The organism is Streptomyces sp. NRRL S-920, from assembly GCF_000717945.1.
GTDB classification, from domain to species: Bacteria; Actinomycetota; Actinomycetes; order Streptomycetales; family Streptomycetaceae; genus Streptomyces; species Streptomyces alboniger.
In genome coordinates this window covers 48,547-66,753 of sequence record NZ_JODF01000023.1, presented here as the reverse complement: position 1 = coordinate 66,753, position 18,207 = coordinate 48,547, and the positions used below count along the sequence as shown (strand labels likewise).

At 72.1% G+C, this 18,207-nt stretch carries 12 protein-coding genes; 1 reads left to right on the top strand and 11 read right to left on the bottom strand.

Translation table 11 applies throughout. The features are described from left to right. Positions 1-16 precede the first annotated feature (16 nt). A complete protein-coding gene (locus IG54_RS0118640) occupies positions 17-961 on the bottom strand; it encodes a TauD/TfdA family dioxygenase (RefSeq protein ID WP_030785077.1) in 945 nt (314 codons plus the stop codon). Continuing rightward, positions 958-2,877: a RiPP maturation radical SAM C-methyltransferase gene (locus IG54_RS0118635; RefSeq protein WP_267883655.1), complete on the bottom strand. Its 1,920-nt coding sequence runs from the start codon at positions 2,875-2,877 to the stop codon at positions 958-960. The genes IG54_RS0118640 and IG54_RS0118635 overlap by 4 nt, the downstream gene beginning before the upstream one ends. 376 nt (positions 2,878-3,253) lie before the next feature. Between IG54_RS0118635 and IG54_RS42050 the strand changes: the two genes are divergently transcribed. Next, positions 3,254-3,715 (top strand): hypothetical protein, encoded by a 462-nt coding sequence (locus tag IG54_RS42050; RefSeq protein ID WP_158708885.1) that lies wholly within the window; start codon positions 3,254-3,256, stop codon positions 3,713-3,715. Positions 3,716-3,774: 59 nt separating this feature from the next. Here the strand turns inward: IG54_RS42050 and IG54_RS0118625 are convergent, their stop codons facing one another. From IG54_RS0118625 to IG54_RS0118585, 9 genes are all read right to left on the bottom strand, one after another. Further along, entirely contained in the window at positions 3,775-5,277 is a 1,503-nt protein-coding gene (locus tag IG54_RS0118625) for a M28 family metallopeptidase (RefSeq protein WP_030785069.1), read from the bottom strand. Positions 5,278-5,422: 145 nt separating this feature from the next. Continuing rightward, positions 5,423-7,234: a 2-isopropylmalate synthase gene (locus tag IG54_RS0118620; RefSeq protein ID WP_030785066.1), complete on the bottom strand. Its 1,812-nt coding sequence runs from the start codon at positions 7,232-7,234 to the stop codon at positions 5,423-5,425. A 25-nt stretch (positions 7,235-7,259) separates the two neighbouring features. Beyond that, positions 7,260-8,864, bottom strand: coding sequence for an amino acid adenylation domain-containing protein (locus IG54_RS0118615; protein ID WP_051819647.1), 1,605 nt, complete (start codon positions 8,862-8,864; stop codon positions 7,260-7,262). A gap of 98 nt (positions 8,865-8,962) precedes the next feature. Continuing rightward, the gene (locus IG54_RS0118610) at positions 8,963-9,652 is read right to left on the bottom strand and encodes a thioesterase II family protein (RefSeq protein ID WP_030785061.1); all 690 of its coding nucleotides are present in this window, start codon (positions 9,650-9,652) and stop codon (positions 8,963-8,965) included. Beyond that, complete coding sequence (locus IG54_RS0118605) at positions 9,649-10,947, bottom strand: condensation domain-containing protein (protein ID WP_030785058.1); 1,299 nt, start codon at positions 10,945-10,947, stop codon at positions 9,649-9,651. The genes IG54_RS0118610 and IG54_RS0118605 overlap by 4 nt, the downstream gene beginning before the upstream one ends. Continuing rightward, on the bottom strand, positions 10,940-12,235 hold the full coding sequence (locus IG54_RS0118600; protein ID WP_051819645.1) for an MFS transporter: 1,296 nt from the start codon (positions 12,233-12,235) through the stop codon (positions 10,940-10,942). The genes IG54_RS0118605 and IG54_RS0118600 overlap by 8 nt, the downstream gene beginning before the upstream one ends. Continuing rightward, a complete protein-coding gene (locus IG54_RS0118595; RefSeq protein WP_030785053.1) occupies positions 12,232-14,043 on the bottom strand; it encodes a condensation domain-containing protein in 1,812 nt (603 codons plus the stop codon). The genes IG54_RS0118600 and IG54_RS0118595 overlap by 4 nt, the downstream gene beginning before the upstream one ends. Continuing rightward, positions 14,040-15,161: a MupA/Atu3671 family FMN-dependent luciferase-like monooxygenase gene (locus IG54_RS0118590; RefSeq protein ID WP_051819642.1), complete on the bottom strand. Its 1,122-nt coding sequence runs from the start codon at positions 15,159-15,161 to the stop codon at positions 14,040-14,042. The genes IG54_RS0118595 and IG54_RS0118590 overlap by 4 nt, the downstream gene beginning before the upstream one ends. After that, positions 15,158-18,199 carry a type I polyketide synthase gene (locus IG54_RS0118585; protein WP_051819640.1) on the bottom strand — a complete coding sequence of 1,014 codons (3,042 nt, stop codon included), beginning with the start codon at positions 18,197-18,199 and terminating at the stop codon, positions 15,158-15,160. The genes IG54_RS0118590 and IG54_RS0118585 overlap by 4 nt, the downstream gene beginning before the upstream one ends. Positions 18,200-18,207 lie beyond the last annotated feature (8 nt).

The following is an 18,207-nucleotide window of genomic DNA, read 5'->3' as shown; positions in this document are numbered from 1 at the left end:
GTCTTCCGTCCTGGGGCTAGCGGTGGGGGGTGTACGGCTCCGCCATGGCGACCGCGATCCGGCGGGGCCCCGTGAACGGCTCGCGGCCGTGCGAGACCAGCATGTTGTCGATCACCAGGACGTCGTCCGCACGGTAGTCGAAGCGGGTCGCCGCGGCTCGGTAGCAGGCCCGGAGATGGTCCATGACGGCGTCCGGGATCGGTCCGCCGTCGCCGTAGTAGGTCTGGCTGGGGAGGTTCTCCTCGCCCAGCATCTCCAGCAGCCCGATCCGCACCGACGCCGGCAGCGTGGTGGCGTGGAAGATCGTCGCGTGGTTGAACCACACCGGCTCGCCGGTCACCGGATGCCGGTGCACGGCCTTCCGTGCCGCCTGGGTGCGCAGCCCGCCGCCGGGCAGCCACTGCGCCTCGATGTCCCGCTCCCGGCAGTACCGCTCGACCTCCGCGCGGTCCTCGGTGGCGAACGCCTCCTGCCACGGCAGGCCGACCAGGTCGCCGTAGTTGCGTACGACCGTCCAGCCGCGCCGGGCGAACTCCTGGCGCACCTCGTCGTCGATGGCGGCCAGCACCCGCCTGGTGTCGGCCAGCGGGGTGGCGCCCCGGCTCAGCGGCGGGCGCACACAGTGGAAGTACAGGGTCAGCGGCCAACTCGCCTGGTACGAGTTCTCGTTGTGCAGGAAGATCTCTTCGCCGGGCGGATAGTCGGTGGACGTGTAGACGTTCCCCTTGATCACGCTCCGGGGGGAGGAACGCTCGGTGTACGGCAGCAGCTCGCCGGAGAGCATGCGGACGATGTCCGCGAAGCCGTCGGCGCCCCCGACGTCGAAGCCGCGCAGCAGCAGCGCGCCGCGTTCGCGCAGCGCGGTGCGGAGTTCTTCCCGTCGGGTGCGCAGCCGTTCGACGGCCGACTCGCCGTGCCCCTCGACGACCAGCGGGAGCATCGGGCTGGTCCCGGCCGTCATCGCGGTGTTTCCGACAGCAGCGGCAGCAACCGCCGGGAGCCGACCGTGGCGGGCTCTTCCCGGGCGGGTTCCTCGATCTCGCCGTCCTCGCCGGTCAGCACCAGGCTCATCACCCGGCCGTTCTCCGCGAAGAGGAAACGCCGCTCGGTGAGGGTGTCCAGGCGTTGCCGCAGGTCGTCCGGCCCCTCGGGCCAGTCCCGGGCCAGTTGCTCGGGCTTGGCCGGCGAGGACAGGCGCCGCAGCAGCCGGCCCGTCGCCGCGTCGACCGGGTGCGTCCGCAGAGCCCCGGAACGGGAGTCACGGACCGTGAGCCGGCCGTCGTCATCAGCGACCAGCCGCAGCTCGCGACGGGCCGCTCCGTCCTCGCCGTACCAGGCCGCACGCCACTGGGTGACAAGACCGCTCAACTCGTCGTGCCACTCGACCGCGTCGAGCATGTACGGCGCCAGGTTCTGGTCGGCGAAGAAGTACGCGAGATCGGCCAGCGCCGACTCGTCGAAGGGATACGTGAGGGAGTAGTAGTCCACCGGCTTCAGGGCGAGCCCGTACTCGTCGCTCCGCTTGAAGTAGGGGCTGAAGCGGTCGAAGCGCACCATGTACACGCCGTGCGGCGGCACCAGGTGGACGAAGTCCCGCAGCTCCTCGGTGTACTTGCGGTAGACCGCCGGGTCCTCGCCGGGGAAGCCGATCAGCAGGTTCCACTCGGGCTTGATCCCGAACTCCTCGCAGTTCTTGAGGAACTGCAAGTTCTGGAACGCGGTGGTGCCCTTGCCCATCAGTTTGAGCGTCGAGGAGGCGAGCGCCTCGATGCCGGGCTGGACGACGGTGACGCCCGCGTCCGTCATGGCGCGCAGGTCCTGACGGCTCAGGGGGAGCTTGACCTCGTAGAAGATCTCGGCCCCCGGCGGCGGATCGAGCCGAGGAAAGACCTCACGCGGGTAATTGCGTGGCATGACGTTGTCCGTGCAAAAGAGCGATGTATAGGCGGGCGCGAAGCCGAAGAGCCACTCGAACTGCCGGATCGCCAGGTCCGGAGCCATGGCCCGAAACGCCATGCTTTCGCCGTTCAGCCCGCAGAAGGTGCAGTGCGAACGCTGTCCCCACCAGCAGCCGCGGGACGTCTCGAAGAACAGCATGGGTTTGCTGGTACCCGTACGCCGCAGTTCCGGATGATTGTCCAGCGCCCCGAAGAAGCTGTCGTAGTCGGGCAGGAAGAAGTCGTCGATATCGCGTTCCGCGCCGATGGCCTTGCGGAAGCGCGGGTCTCGGCAGTTCCGCTCGGAAAGGATTCCCGGGACGGTGTCGGCGCGCTCCGGATCCTCGTCGAGGACACACTGCAAGAATTCGGCGAAGGTGTTCAGCGCGGGCCCGGAGAAGACGAAGTCGACGGTCGGCACATGCTCGGCGATCACCGAGCCCATGGGTGCCTCGCAGTTCGCCCCGCCGAGCACGACGAGCGTCTGCGGGCTGCGCTCCTTGATCAGCCGCGCCAGGGCGATACTCGGCACATGCTGGGCGAACATCGAGCTGAACCCCACGATGTCCGCCTCGTCGAGCCGGTAGCGGTCGATCAGTTCCTCGCAGAACTCCCGCAGTCCGTCGCGCGCCGACAGGATCTGCGCACGGAAGTCGGCCCACCGGGCACCCCGGTAGTAGCGCTGAAAGTACTCGGCGGCGGTGTCGGCCTCGCCGGGAAAGGCGATGTGCCGGAACAGCCACTCCCCGATCCCTGTGTCCACGTGATCGTGACTCATGGAGAGGGCCTCGTACAGGCGTATCCCGAAGAATTCGGCCATGTCCTGGTTGAGATAGCACACGTGCGCTCGCGCCCGGTCGTCGAACTCCCGGTGAATAAGAGTCGACAACTGCCCCAGGGCGAAGGACGGACGATTCCAGTCGGCGAATGGCATGTTCACTAAAGCGACACGCAACAACTTCGGCCTCCCCCGTTGCTAATGCGCCCTGAGTCTAGTGCGCCATGGCTTGAATCGGCAGAGAGGTTCAGGCCAACGGGGGATTCCGGCGGGCGCGGGCGGGCCCGGATGGGTTCGGGTTCTTTTCCCGCTGCCGCACGGATGCGTTCTCAGTGGTCCGACGTGTGTTCGGTGAGGACTTCGCGGGCGTGGCGGCCGGTCCGCGCCGCTGTTCGCAAGGGTGTCGCAGAACGGCGATCGCGTTCGGATCCGGCCACCACCCGCGAGGTCAACTGCCCGCACCTGCCCAGCCGCCCGCTCAGGACCATGGGCGGATACGGGTTTGTTTCGAACGGTGGGACGGGGTCAGACGGAGGGCATGAGTGAATCGACGAAAAACGGAACCAGCCCTGTAGGTGACACTTCGACGGGAGACAAGGCCGACCGGTCCAAGGCGGGGAACGCCAAGACCACGGCGGCCAAGGCCGCAGGAGGCACGGCCCGTTCCGCGTCCAGGACTGCTTCCTCAGCCGCCGCCAAGACCGGCTCCGCAGCCCGTGGCGTCAAGTCATCGGCCGCCGAGGCGGGGGAAGGCGTGACGTCTGTGGGCGCGGCGCTCAGTGAGAAGGCGAAGGCGGGCGGCGAACTGCTTTCCGCCGTGCCGGGGAAGACGCTGCAAGCGGCGACGACGACATGGACGGTGCTCAAGAACCGCAAGGCGATCGCGGTGGGCGTCGGCAGCGGTGCCGTCGCCATGCTGGCCGGTGCCTACGCGCTGGGCGGCGCCAACGTGAGGCGCGGCCAAGGCCCCCTCACCCGTGCCACGCGCGGAGTCCTCTGAACGGTCATGACTGAGCCCCCTGGCACCCCGCCGTCCGGCGGTGCCAGGGGGCTCAGAGGTCAGTGCCTGAGCGAGCTGAGGTCGTGTGCGTACGTGCCGACCGCGTGCGCGATGACGTCGATGTTCAAGGCGAACGCCTTGCGGTTGATGTTGCTGATGTCGTCGCCCTTGGCGTGGTAGTTCGGGTCGTAGGGCCGGCCGGCCTCGCCGCCCGCCTTCGCGGCCTGCTCCGCGGTCTTGAGGCCCTCGGCGCCGGTGAAGGTGCCACCGGCCGGGATACCGGCATCGATGAACGGGCCGTAGTCGGAGCGGCCGTCGAAGTCGGTGCCCCAGTGCGGCACCTTCTTCTTGTCCAGGAAGCCGTTGATCAGCTTCTCGATCTGGGCCGAACCGGCGGGGCCCGCGCCCGCGCCCGTCTTGTCGGAGTCGTCGCCGTCGTAGACGAGTTCGGCCGCGTTGGGCGAGGCGATCATGTCGAAGTTCAGGTAGAGCTTGATGTTCTTCTTCTGCCGGGCGCTCAGGGACTTCACGTAGTGGTCGGAGCCGAGCAGGCCCACCTCCTCGGCCGACCACCAGCCGAACCGGACCTTGTGGGCGAGCTTCTTGCCGCCCTTGGTTTCCTTGGCGAGCTTCTCGGCGACTTCGATGAGACCGGCCGAGCCGGACCCGTTGTCGTTGATGCCCGGGCCCTCGGGTACGGAGTCCAGGTGCGCGCCGAGCGCCACCACGCGGTCGGCGCGGCCGCCGCGGGTCTCCGCGATGACGTTGCGGGTCTTGTGCGCGACGGTCTTGGTGGCGACGTCCAGGGAGAGCTTCACCTCTCCCCCGGCGACCTGCCCGGCCAGCTTCTCGCCCTCGGCCTTGGTGATGCCGACGGCGGGGATGTGCGCGTTCCGGGGGTGCTCCAGGTCGCCCTCGACGGGCTGGTCACCGGAGTGGTTGTAGAGCACGAGGCCCAAGGCGCCCGCCTTGGTCGCGGCGGCCTCCTTCTCGGCGAAGGTGCAGGCACCGCGCTTCACCAGCGCGATCTTCCCGGTGAAGGTGTCCGAGGCGTAGTCGTCGGCCTCGCAGCCGGGCGTGGCGTCGACGCGGGCCGCGACGACGGGGGCCTGGAGACCGCCCTGGGGCGTGGACTTGCTGAAGGCGAACGCCCGGGCGCTCAGCTCGCGCGGCTCGGGGGAAACGACACGTGCGCTCTCCCGCAGCGTCCGCGACTTGTACAGCTTGAAGTTCTGGTACGTGACCTTGTAACCGGCCTTCTTCAGCCGGTCGTACACGTACGTGGTGGAGGCCTGGTGGCCCGAGGTGCCCGCGGCACGGTTGCCGCCGTGGGCGTCGGCTATCTTCTGGAACTTCTCCAGGTGGCGGTAGGCGCTCTTGCCGGTGGACTTCTTCACCAGCTTCTCGGCCAGCCGTTGGGCCTCGCCGGCCGGTGCGGTCCGGTGCCCGTCGTGCCGGGCGACGTCCTGCGCGCCCGCGGGGGACGCCGCGACGAACAGGACGGGGGCGGCGACGGCGGCGGAGAGCAGAGAGGCCGTCGTCCGGTTGCGGAGTACGCGCACGGAGGTCCTTCCTTGCGTGGTCGGTGCATGGCGCCGGTGATCACCGGCGAACGGTGGAGGGACCATAACCCGATTGATATGCAGATCAGACGGATCTGCCGGGACCTCGACAGCGTTTTCACGTACCTGTCATGGAACGCGGTACTCAAACACGCCCGTTCGAACCGCGGGCCCGGTTGACCGCGGAGGTCACCGCCGTCAACCGGGCCAGTTCCGCGTCCTCGGTGACAGCGGCGCCGTGCTGGGCCGTGCCGTCGACGGTGACCCGCGCGTACGCGGCGAAGCGGGTGCCGACGGTGTCGGGCAGCGGGTGGCAGGTCAGTTCCGGTCGCCGCACGGTGATGCCGATCTCCGCCAGGGCCGCGGCGAAGGCGGTGGCCGCGTCCGGTCCGTCGGCGGCCAGGCGCCGCTCCGCGCCGTCCGCGAGGACGACCAGGGCGGCGAGGGTGACACCGGCGGCGCCGGGCGTCGTCCGGAACTCCTTGAGCATGAGCCGCGGCCGCTCGAACTCCAGGTACTCCTCGGTGAAGAGGGCGTGCAGTTCGCCCGCGGTGAGTTCGCCGCCGCCGTGGTCCGCGGCACGCTGGACGCGGCGGCCGAACTCCACCCGCATCGTGCGCGGCAGGTCCAGCCCGTACGCGGTGTTGAGCACATGCGCCACCCCGCCCCTGCCGGACTGGCTGTTGACCCGCACGACGGACTCGTACGTCCGGCCCACGTCCTTCGGATCGATGGGCAGGTACGGGACGTCCCAGGGCACCTCGGCGGCAGGCGTGCCCGCTTCGGCGGCACGGCGGTCCATCGCGGCCAAGCCCTTGGCTATGGCGTCCTGGTGCGTACCGGAGAAGGCCGTGTGGACGAGGTCGCCGGCGTACGGGTGACGGGGCGGCACCGGCAGCTGGTTGGCGAACTCGACCGCGCGGCGGATCCCGTCGATGTCCGAGAAGTCCAGCTGGGGGTCGATTCCCTGGCTGAAGAGGTTCAGCGCCAGTGTCGCGAGACAGACGTTGCCCGTGCGTTCCCCGTTGCCGAAGAGCGTGCCCTCGATCCGCTCGGCGCCCGCCATGACGGCCAGTTCCGCGGAGGCGACCGCGGTGCCGCGGTCGTTGTGCGGATGCACGGAGAGGATGAGCGACCGCCGGTTGTCCAGGTTGCGGTGCATCCACTCGACCTGGTCGGCGAACACGTGGGGGGAGTCGGTCTCCACCGTGGTCGGCAGGTTGAGGGTGACCGGGCGGTCCGGGCTCGCGTCCCACAGCGCGGCGACGGTGTTCGACAGGCGCAGGACGAACTCCGGCTCGGTCACGTTGAACGTCTCTGGCGAGTACTGGAAACGCAGCCCGGTTCCCTTGGTTGCGTCCGCGCGCCGGGCGACGTGCTCGGCTGCCCGGACCGCCATCTCCTCGACCTCGCCGGGGGTCATCGCGAAGACCACCTCGCGCCACAGGCAGGCGGTGGCGTGGCACAGATGCACCACCGCCCGGTCCGCCCCTTCGATGGCCTCGAAGGTCCGGTCGATCAGTTCGGGCCTGGCCGGTGTGAAGACGGATATCGTCACGTCGTCCGGGATGAGGTCCTCCTCGATCAGCGTGCGGACGAACGAGAAGTCCGCCTCGCTGGCCGAGGGGTATCCGACCTCGATGTCCTTGAAGCCCATGCGGAGGAGCAGGTCGAACATCGCTCTCTTCCGTCTGGTGTCCATCGGGTTCCGCAGCGCCTGGTTGCCGTCCCTGAGGTCCACCGACGCCCACAGCGGGGCCCTGACCAAGGACTTCGAGGGCCAGGTGCGGTCCGTCAGCGGAAGCGGACGCGGGCGCCGGGTGCCGGATCGCTCGTAGCGGGCGAAGGGCATGGCCGAGCCGAGCTGGGTGTTCCACCACGGCTGATCCGCTCCGCGCGGTCCCGCGGGCGTGGTGAGCCGGGGTGGGACGGGCAGGGGCGACGGGGTTGCGGTCATGTCATGTCTCCCTGGGATCCGGGTCTCAGCCGGCCGGCACCGCGGAGTGCGGTCCGGCCTCGAAGGCGGTGCGGTCCACCTTGCCGTTGGCGTTGAGCGGCAGCTTCTCCAGTCGCGTGAACCGCCTCGGAATCATGTAGACGGGCAGCCGGGCGCGCAGGAACGCGGTGAGGTCGCTCTGCGGGACCGCGTCGCCCGTGTAATAGGCGACCAACTCGGCATCGCTCTCGTGCTCCTGCACCACCGCGACCGCGTCGCGCACGGCGGGGTGCCGGGCCAGGGCCGCGTCGACCTCGCCCAGCTCGATGCGGTGGCCGCGCAGTTTGACCTGGTGGTCGAGGCGGCCCAGGTGGACCAGGGCGCCGTTCTCCCGGCCGACCCGGTCGCCGGTGCGGTACCAGAGGTCCCGGGTCAGCGGCGCCGTGCCGTCGTGGACCACCGCCGCGCGTCCCGGGCTCCACTCCACGAAGCGGCCCACGTCGTCGGCGGGGTCGAGGTAGCCGTCGAAGCGCTGGACGCCCCGGACACACAGCTCACCCGTCTCCGCGGGCTCACCGTCGTCGTCGAGGACCACATGTTCCAGGTGCGGCGGCACCTCTCCGATCGGCAGGGTCCCGTTGGCGCCCGCCGCGAGCAGCGCGCCCTTCGCGCCGAGGTCCTGCCCCGAGCAGACGATGGCGACCTCGGTCGGGCCGTACAGGTTCCACAGCCGTGCCCCGGGCGCCGCCGCGGCCCACTGCTCGGCCTGTTCGGCGAGCAGCCGCTCGCCTCCGAACATGACGGCCTTCAGCGACGGCATCGAGTCCGGTGCCAGCCCTCCGGTGCGGGCGGCGATGCCGCCGACCGACGGAACGCAGAACCAGTGCGTGACCTGCTTGGCGTTCACGTAAGGGGCCGGTCGTACGACGTCGTTGGGCCGGGGCACCACCAGGGCGCCGCCGCTTGCCCAGGCGGCGAAGAGTTCGAAGACCGCCACGTCGAAGGAGATCTCCACGTTCTGCGAGACCCGGGATTCGGGGGTGAAGGCGTTGTACTCGACCAGCCAGCGCAGCGTCGGCACCACGCGCGCGTGCCGGATCGGCACACCCCGGGGCCGGCCCGTGGAACCGGAGGTGTAGAGGATGTACGCGACGTCGTCCGGCGACACCCGCACGGCGGGGGCCGACCGCGCGTCGTCCTCGCCGTCCGCTCCCGCGCGGGCCGCCTCGGCGTCGGTGCAGGTGACCAGAGGAGGCAGCTCCCGGCCGTCCGTGCCCTCCGCGCTCTCGGCAGCGGCCAGTTCAGCGGCCCGTGCCGCGGCGTGCTCGTCGACCAGGATCAGGTCCAGGTCCGTCATGTCGGCGATGGCGCGGAGCCGGCCGGCCGGGAAGGACGGGTTGAGCGGGACGACGGCCGCGCCGAGGCGGAGCGCGGCCAGGTAGCCGACGTACGTGGTGAGACTGCGGGCCGAGAGCAGTCCGATCCTGGCCGGGCGGTGCGGCAGCCGCCGGGCCATGACGGCGGCCATCCGGGCCGCCGCGGTGTCCAGTTGCCGGTAGGTGAGCGCGGTGTCCCGCACATCCAGCGCGATGCGCTCGGGGTGGCGTTCGGCGCTGACGGCGAAAAGGTCGACGAGAGTGGCGGGTTCCATCGGAGAGGTCCTGTTCTTCGCGGCTTCCGGGCGGTACGGCGAGGGACGGAGGGCGGTGGCAGCAGAGCTGGGGGGTACTCACCCCGCTCTCCGGGGGGTTACACCAGTTGCTCCAGCGTCTTCCACAGCTCAGGCCACCAGTCCGTCACGTACATGTGGTCCCCGGCGAACTCGACGGTGTCGAACCCGGCGGAGGTGAAGGCCGCCCAGTCCAGCCACTCGTCCTCGGGCACCAGGTGGTCCTGGTCGCCGCGGATCGCGGTGATCGGGACGGGCAGCGGATCGCGGGCGGGCGGCGTGTAGTCGGCCAGCAGGTTCACATCCGCCCTCATGATCGGCAGCAGGATGTCCCGCAGCCGGGGGTCGGCGTACTCCGGCATGTCCCTGCCCGCGATGGCCCTGACCCGCGCGACGACCTCCTCGTCGTCGCCGTCGAGCCGTTCGGCCTGCCGGTAGGAGGGGCTGGCGGAGCCGCTGACCACCAGGTGCCGGGGCAGCGGGCCACCGGTGTCGACCAGGTGCCGGACGGCCTCGTAGGCGAGCAGCGCGCCGAAGCTGTGCCCGAAGACGATGTACGGCTGTCCGTCCGCAGCGGCGTCCCGGATGCGCCGTGCGGTTCCGTCGGCGGCCTCGGAGAAGTCCCGGTAGAACGGCTTGCCGAACTCCCGCTCCCGGCCGGGGACCTGGATGGGTACGGCGCGCAGCGCAGCGGACTCCTGTAGCTGCCAGGGCCGGTAGATGCCCGCGCCCGCCCCCGCGTAGGGCAGGCACATCACTGAGGTGGTCATACGGCGTTCTCCCGGCCGGGCGATCGGGTTGCGGCGTCGGCGCACAGCAGGCCGAGCTGGTCGTCGAAGGCACGCAGCAGGGCGGCCGACCGGCCCTGCCAGGGGCTGCTGAGCGGGGCCTGGGCGACGCAGTGCAGGGTGCCGGCGGGCAGCTCGGTCACCTGGAGCTGGATCTCCGCGTGCCCGCCTACGGGCGGGACGGGGAGGGCGCGGATCCGCACCTGGCCCGCGGTGTGTTCCGCCCGCTCCCAGTTCTCGAAGGCGAACAGTGCCTGGTAGACGGGCATCCGCCGGCCGGGTGTCGTCCGGGCGGCGCGGATGATCTCGTCGCACGGCAGCGCGGAACCGATGACGCTCTCGCGCAGGGCCCCCCAGACCCGTTCGACGACCTGGGGCCCGGACAGTTCGGGCATGCGCACGGGCAGTGTGTTCGTCAGATAGCCGATCTCGTCGCTCTGGCCGGGCGTACGTGCGGCCACCGGCGTACCGACGCAGAAGTCGGCGCCGCCGGTGAGTTCGGCCAGGGCCCGGCCGAGGGCCGCCAGCAGCACCGCGTACGGCGAGCAACCGCTGAGGCGGGCCCGGGTACGCACCGCCTGCCGGGTGCTGGTCGGCAATGTGCGGCCGTCCTCCGCCAGCTCGGCCTGGGCCAGCTCCCGCTGGCTGGGGCCGGGGCCGTCGGCCGATCCCGGGAGGGGCAGGTCGACCGCCCCGTCGAGCATCGTCCGCCAGTGGGTGGCGAGTTCGGCGCGCTGGGCGGGGGCCAGGGTGGCGGGCTCCGCCCGTTCGCGGACGGGCAGCACGGGGTCCTCGCCCGTGGCGGCCAGGTCGTAGGCGCGCGCCAGGTCGGCGGCGAAGATCTCCTGGGACATCCCGTCGAAGGCGATGTGATGCACCGCCAGGTAGACCGTGGCTCCCGTGTCGTCGGGTGCCACGGCGGCCCGGAACAACCGTCCCGTACCGAGGTCCAGGGAGTCGTCCGCCAGCAGGGCGGCGGTCGCGGCGTGGCTGTCGGTTCCCGCGGGGAGGTGCAGCGGGGGCGGGACGTCCCGGGGAGGGAGCACCTTGCGCACCAATTCCCCCCGCTCGACGACGAAGGCGGTGCGCAGCGCCTCGTGGCGGGCGGCGACCGCGCTCAGCGCCGCCCCGAGCGCACCGTATGCGACCGGGCCGTCGGCGCGGATCTGGGCGAGTGCCCTGTTGGCGCGGGTGGCCGGTGCGATCTGCTCGCCGACCCAGAACTGCCGTTCCAGCGCGGATGCCCGCTGTACCCGGACCGGTGCGTCGTCACTCACGGACTGCCTCCTTGTCGGCGGCCGGGGACTCCTCGGCCGGGGCCTGCGGGGTGTCCATGTCGCGCAGCGCGCGGCTGCGCAGCGAGACGAGCACCAGGACGATGTACGAGGCGCCGAAGCAGAGGAGAGTTCCGCGCAGCCCGATGCCGTGGATCGACCAGCCGGCCACGAGGATGCCGATCGGAGCGGCGCTCATCCCGACGGCGGAGGTGAGGGCGAAGACGCGGCCGAAGAGCGCCGCTGGGACCTTCTCCATCATCACCGTGGACAGCGCCGGGTTGAGCGGGCCGGCCGCGAGGCCGAGCAAGAAGGAGATCACGATGCTCAGCACCGCGCCCGGCATGCCCGTGAGGGTCAGGCGCAGGGCGCCGATGACGAGGAAGCAGCCCAGCAGGGTCCAGCGGTGGCTGGTGAGCCAGCGGGCGCTGAGGGGGCTGTAGCCGAACGTGCCGGCGACGGCGCCGCAGCCGGAGGCGGCCACCAGCCAGCCCAGGTACTGGCCGCTGCCGAGCACCTGGTCCGAGTAGACCGGCAGGATGACCGGGGTGAAGGCGTCGTCGAGGAAGTTCGTGACGAAGACGAACGCCGTCATGGCGCCGACCACGGGTATCCCGCGGACCACCTTCGCGCCCTCCGCGAGCTGCCGGAAGAATCCCTCCCGCTGCTGAGCGGCGGAGGCGGGACCGGCGCTGTGGGGCACGCCGACCGCGACCAGGAGAGCAGAGACAAGGAAGGACGCGGAGTCGACGTACATGCCGGTCACCGGTCCGGACACGGCGATCAGCAGACCGGCCAGCGGGGCGCCGACCAGCAGGCCGAGCCGGGGAGCGCCCTGCATCCAGGAGTTGGCGGTCGCCAGCCGGATCCCGCCCCGCTCGGCGAGCGGCTTGATCAGGCTCTGGCGTGCGGCGCCCGTCGGCGTGGAGCCCAGGCTGCGGCCGAAGAGCAGTCCCATCAGGACGGGCAGCGGCAGTCCCACCGTGTCGTCGAGCAGCGGGACGAGTCCGATGGAGACGCCCGCGACGACATCGCTCAGCACGCTCATTCGTTTGCCGCCGACGCGGTCGATCCAGACCCCGCCGACGGCTCCCGCGAAGATCAGCGGAAGGGTGTTGGCGAAGCCGGCCAGTCCGGTGGACACGGAGCTGCCGGTGGTGTGGAGGACGTACAGCGGGATGGTGATGACCGTGATGGCGTTGCCGAACGACGAGAGGTAGTGCGCCAGCAGCAGTACGAACAGCGGCCGACGCTGTGGCACCGCTCGTGCGGGTTCCGCGGCAGTGGTCATGGGGTGTCCTCCTGGCGGGTGGGGGGCGGGACGTCACGGACCGGGGCGCCGCTCGCGTCGGCGAAGAGGCGCTCCAGGTAGGCCTCCGAGACCCCGACCAGACCAGGTACCGCGGTGTCCGGTGGGGTGCCCTGCCGCAGCGGGTTGCCGCGCGTCAGGAGCTGTGCGGTCAGTTCGGCGAGGGTGGTGCCGGGCGCGATGTCCCGGGGGCCGGCGTCGAAGCCCGCCGCGCGCAGCAGCCGGGCCAGCCGGGCGCAGAGCAGCGGGGTGCCTCCGCTCGCGGCGAAGGCGTCGTCCGGTCCGGCGCTGTCCCGGTCCAGTGCCTCGCGCCAGGCGGCGGCGACGGTGTCACGGGCCCGGGCGGCGGGGCTCTCGAGCGGGGTGTCCGGGGCGGTGGCGAACAGTTCGACCAGTTGCAGCAGCCGCCGGGCCAGCCGGTCGACGGTCTCCGCCTCGAACAGGGCGGTGCGGTACTCGAAGCGGCCGTAGACCAGGTCGCCGAGGTGCCACCAGGCGACGGTGACGTCCATCGAGGAGATGCCCTCGGGCACGGCGTTGGCGTAGACGGTGGCGCCGGGCACCTCGTAGGAGACCGTCTCGGCCAGGTCCAGGTGGACCAGCATGGTGCGCAGCAGCGGGTAGCCGTGTGCGGTCCGCTCGGGGGCGGCGGCTCGGACGATCTCGCCGAACGGCGTCTCGTGGTGGGCCGCGACGGCCGCGCCCGCCGCCTGGGTGGCGGCCAGGAAGTCGTTCGGGGTGGGGTTCTTCGGCAGCCGGATCCGCAGCGGCACATTGGTGAGCAGGAAGCCGACCAGATCCTGCACCGCGGCCTGGCCGCGGGTCACGCTGGGCACCCCGATCAGGATGTCCCGCTCGCCGCTCTCCTCGTACAGCAGGGCGGCGTACGCGGCCGCCATGGCGTTGGCGACGGTGCTGCGGGCGGCCTTGGCGCGGCTGATGAACGCGGCGGCGGTGCCCTTGTCCAGTACGAAGTTGTGCTGGCGGCCGAGCCGGTCCTCGGTCTCGACCGGGTGGTCGTACGGCAGCAGGGGCACGTCCGGAGCGTCCGCGAGGTAGTCGCGCCAGAACGCGCGGTGGCGTTCGCCGTACTCGGTCTCGAAGTAGGCGCGCTGCCAGTGCGCGTAGTCGCCGAACTGCACGGGAAGGTCCGGCAGTTCGGGCTCCCGGCCCTCCAGGTGGGCCTGGTAGGCCTCCAGCAGCTCGCGGTTGAGCCGCACGTACGACCACTGGTCGGTGAAGGAGTGCGGCATGGTCTGGACGACCTGGTGGTCGCCGCCGCCGAGGTCGGCCACGCCGATGCGCAGCACCGGGTCCCGGGAGAGGTCGAAGGGGCGCCGTACCTGTTGCCGTACGAACTCCCTGCGGCGCAGCTCCTTCTCCTCGGCCGGGCCTCGCGACAGGTCGGCGAAGGTGAGGTCCGCGCCGCGGTCCGGGTGCAGGCGCAGCCGTGGCTGCGCGCCGTCCACCTCGACGCTGCTGCGCAGCAGTTCGTGGCGGCGCACCACGGTGGCCACGGCCTCGTCGAACGCGTCGCGGTGGAACTCCCCGACGAAGCGCAGTCCGAAGCCGAGGGTGTAGGTGACGGTGCCGGGGTAGAGCTGGTCGAGGATCCACAGGCGTTCCTGGTCCATGCCCAGGGGTGCGGTGTCGCGCGGTCCGGTCCGCGGCACGAGGGGCGGCGGCCCCTGGCGCTTGCGGGACAACCGTGCTGCCAGAGCGGCCCGTTGCTGCGGGCTGAGGCCCGCGAGCCGGGCCGTGAGGGCGGCTTTGTCGGCGGCTGCGGTCATCGGTCACTCTCCGCGGGGACACAGGCGAACAGGGCGGGCAGCGCGGCCAGCACGTCGGCGGTGGGCAGGCCGAAGTCGACGAGGAAGCCGACCTCGTCGGCGCCCGCCTCCCGCAGCTGCCCGAGGACGGCGGCCGCCTTGGCGGCCGGTCCCAGCAGGGAGGGACCGGCGAGGTAGTTGAGGTAGGCGCTCTCCAGGAGCAGCGTCTCGTCCTCGCCGGGCGCGGTGGTCTGGCTCCGGTACGCCCTGAGATAGCCGTGCATGGCGGGGCGCAGGAAGTCCTCCAGGTCGGTGCGTTCGCTGACGTAGGCGTGCACCATGACCACCACGTCGCCCTCCCCCGGGTGGCCGGCGCGGCGCCACTCCTCGCGGTAGTGGGCGATGTTCTCCCGCAGCTGCGGCATCGTCTGGCCGAGCAGCGCGGTCATCACGCCGATCCCGGCGCGGGCGGCCGAGGCGAAGGTGGCGGAATTGCCCGCCGAGGTGAGCCAGACGGGCATGTCGCGTCGTACGGGCGTGGGGCCGGTGCGGACGGCGGCGGTGCCGCCCGCGGTGGTGGGGTGGCTCACCTTCTCGCCCCGCCAGTGGGAACGCACCTGGTCGATGATCTCCATCGTGGTCTCGCGCCGCTGTGCGTAGTCGGTGCGGGCGAGGACGAAGTCGTCGGGATGCCAGCCGCTGGCGAAGGAGATGCCGGCCCGGCCGCCGCTGAGGTTGTCCACGACGGACCAGTCCTCGGCGATGCGCGCCGGGTGGTGCAGGGGGGCGGCGACGCTGCCGGCGCGGATCTGCACCTGTTCGGTCTGCACGGCGACGGCCGCGGCGAGGACGGCCGGGTTGGGCGAGTGCCCGCCGAAGTCCACGAAGTGGCGCTCGGGCAGCCAGACGGCGTGCAGTCCGGCGGCGTCGGCCTGGCGTGCCGCGTCGAGGACGAAGCGGTAGTACTCCGGTGCGGGGACGGCGTCGGCGCTCGCGAAGAAGTAGAGGCTCTGCCGCTCGGGGGGTCCTGCGGCCGCGGCCCCGGCGGGCTCGCGGGCCGTGCGGGGCTGGAGCCTGCGCCCGAGGAGCTTGCGCTGTTCGGGGGTGAGGGCGGCCAGGCGGCGGGACAGGTCGGTCACGGCACTTCCTCGATCTCGTTCAGCAGCCGTAGGAGTTCCTCGTCGTCGCGTTCGCCGGCGAGTTCCTCGGCGCGGTGGATGAACGCGGCCAGGTCGGAGTGCTCGTACAGGTCCCCGAGCACCAGGGCGAGGAGCAGCGTGTCGTTGATGACGCTGATGAGCTGGGCGGCCTGAAGCGAGCTGCCGCCGAGGGTGAAGAAGTTGTCCTCGGGGGCGAGGGGCGCGCCGCCGAAGGCGTCCTGCCAGATCTCGGTGATCACGGTGGCGATCTCGCTCGCCTCGGGGGCCGGCTGCGCGGCGGGGACGGCCGGCGTGTCGTCGGGGGCGGGAGGGCCGGTCTCCTGGGAGCCGGGCGGGGTGCCGCCCGCGTGGTCGGACGGGGTGTCGGGCGCGTCGATCCAGTGGCGGGTGTCCGCGAAGGGGTACCGCGGCAGGGGGGCGGGCCGGTCCGGCCGGGGCGGCGCGAGGTCGACGGCGCAGCCGGCAGCCCACAGCTGGGCCAGGGCGGTGTGGCGGGCGAGTGTCACGTCCTGGCCGGAGCCGCCGAGCAGGTCGATGATCCGGGGCGGCCGTGCCGTGCCCAGGTCACGGGCGGCGCGGCGGACCGGGTTGGTCAGCGAGCGGCTGCCGCCCACCCCGACGACGGCGTCGCAGGGCCCGGTGAGCAGGGTGCGGACCCCGTCGGCGAGCCGTACCGTCGCGCGGAGCTGGGCCGCCCAGTAGCCGGGGTCGGTGGCCTGGTCGGGCGTCAGTTCCGCACCGGAGACGTTGGAGATCACCTTGGTGCGCGGTGCGGACAGCGGCAGCGCGCGCAGGAACTCCTCGAAACGGGCGGCGGCCTGTTCCATCGAGCGCGTGTGGAAGGCGTGGGAGGTGGCGAGCCGGGTGGTGGCGAGCCCGCGCTCGGCGCATCGCCGTTCGATTTCGGCGACCGTGTCGGGATCGCCGCCGAGGACGACGGCGTCGGGGCCGTTGACACCGCACAGGTCGGCGGGGAGCCCGGCGGTGATCGCTCGTGCGGCCGCCTCGTCGAGCGGCACGGCGAGCATCGCTCCGGACGGGGCCTCGCCCATCAGCGCCCCGCGCCGGACCACGGCCGCCGCGGCGTCCTCGATGTCGAACACCCCGGCGTACGCGGCGGCGGTCAGCTCGCCGATGCTGTGTCCGAGGAGGGTGTCGGGTCGTATGCCCCGGCGCTCCAGCCACCACAGGTGGGCCAGGCCGAGGGTGAACAGCAGCGGCTGTACGACCGCGGTGTCCAGCAGCCGGGGGTCGTCGCCGTCCCAGGTGTGGAAGTCCCGCAGGTCGGGTCCGCCCGCGCGCAGCACGGCGTCCTGCAAGCGGCCCAGGTCGGCCGCGAACGCCGGATCCCGGTCGGTGGGTGCGTCGGCCGCCGACAGCCGCACGCCCTGCCCGGGGAGCAGGACGGCGACGGCGGGCTCGGGCCGGGCGGGCGGCACGTCCGCGCCCTCGGCCACCTCCCGCAGGCCGTTGCGCAGTGCCGCGTGTGCCTGTTCACGCTCCCGGGGCAGGGCGATCGCCGCCCGGTGTGCCAGGTGGCGCCGCCCGTGCCAGAGGGTGCCGAGGACGTCGCCGAGGCCGGTGTCCGCTCCGGGGCCGTCCAGCCAAGTGGCGAGGTCCCGGGCGCGGTCGCGCAGGGCCTGGGGCGTGGCGGCCGTCAACACTGCCACCCGCGGCTCGTCGGAGGCTTGTGGCCCAACGGCCGCGCCGAAGTCCTCGGCGGCGGGGTCCTCGGCGACGGGTCCGTCGGTATCGGGGGCGAGGATCACGTGCGCGTTGGTGCCGCCGAGCCCGAAGGAGCTGACCGCGGCGCGGCGCGGCACCGTCGCGCTCCACGGCCGGGCCTGGCGGGGGATGAAGAACCTGGCCGCGCCCAACTCGGCGTCGGGGCCGTCGCCCGGCTGGGCGGGGACCGGCGGCACGGTGTCCTGCTGGAGGGCCAGCACCGTCTTGATCAGCCCCACCACTCCGGCGGCGGTGTCCGTGTGGCCGACGTTCGGCTTGACCGCGCCGATCGCACAGCCCGGCGTCGCGGCGCCGTACACCTCGGCGAGTGCGGCCAGTTCGACCTGGTCGCCCAGGACGGTGCCGGTGCCGTGCGCCTCCACGTAGCCGATGTCCTCGGCGGCGAGTCCGGCGACCTCCAGGGCCTCGCGGATCACCTCGGCCTGCCCGCGCGGGCTCGGCGCGGACATGGCCATCCGGTCGGCGCCGTCGTTGTTGACGGCACTGCCCACGATGTGCGCCCGCGCCATCCGGCCCCGCTGCGGCAGATCGGCGGATCGCCGCAGCACCACCACGCCGGCCCCGCCGGACGGCACGGTTCCGCCGCTGCCCCGGGTGAAGGCGCGGCAGCGGCCGTCCGGTGCGTAGATGCCGCCCTCGGACCACCGGTACTCGGGCCGCTCGACGGGGAAGACGGTCACGCCACCCGCGACGGCGATGTCGCACTCGTACGTCAGCAGGCTGCGCACGGCCTGGTGGACGGCGACCAGGGAGGTGGAGCACGCCGTCTGCACCGTCATGCTGGGGCCGGTCAGGCCGAGCCGGTACGACAGGGCCGTGGCGAGGTAGTCGCGGGAGTTGCCGAACAGGATCTGCTCGGTGCCCTGGGTGCGCACCACGCGGTCGTCGCGCCGTACGTGGTGGTGCAGGTAGTCGTCGGGGCCGCAGCCGACGAAGACACCGACCCGGCCGTCGTCCCGCTCGGTGTCGAGCCCGGCGTCCTCCAGGGCCTCCCACACCAGTTCGGTGAGCACGCGGTGCTGGGGGTCGGTGGTCGCCGCCTGGGCGTGTGTCATGCCGAACAGTTCGGCGTCGAAGCGCTCGTAGCGGTCGATCTGGCCCGCGACCAGCGGCCCGTCGACCGGGTCCGCGCGGTCCTCGCGGGCGGCGGGCAGGCTGACCCGGCCCGCGACGATGTTCGCCCAGAAGGTGCCGGGGTCCGACGCCCCGGGGACCCGCAGCGCCAGTCCGACGACGGCCACGGCGTTGTCCGGACGGTCCGACTCAGTCATGCCGATGC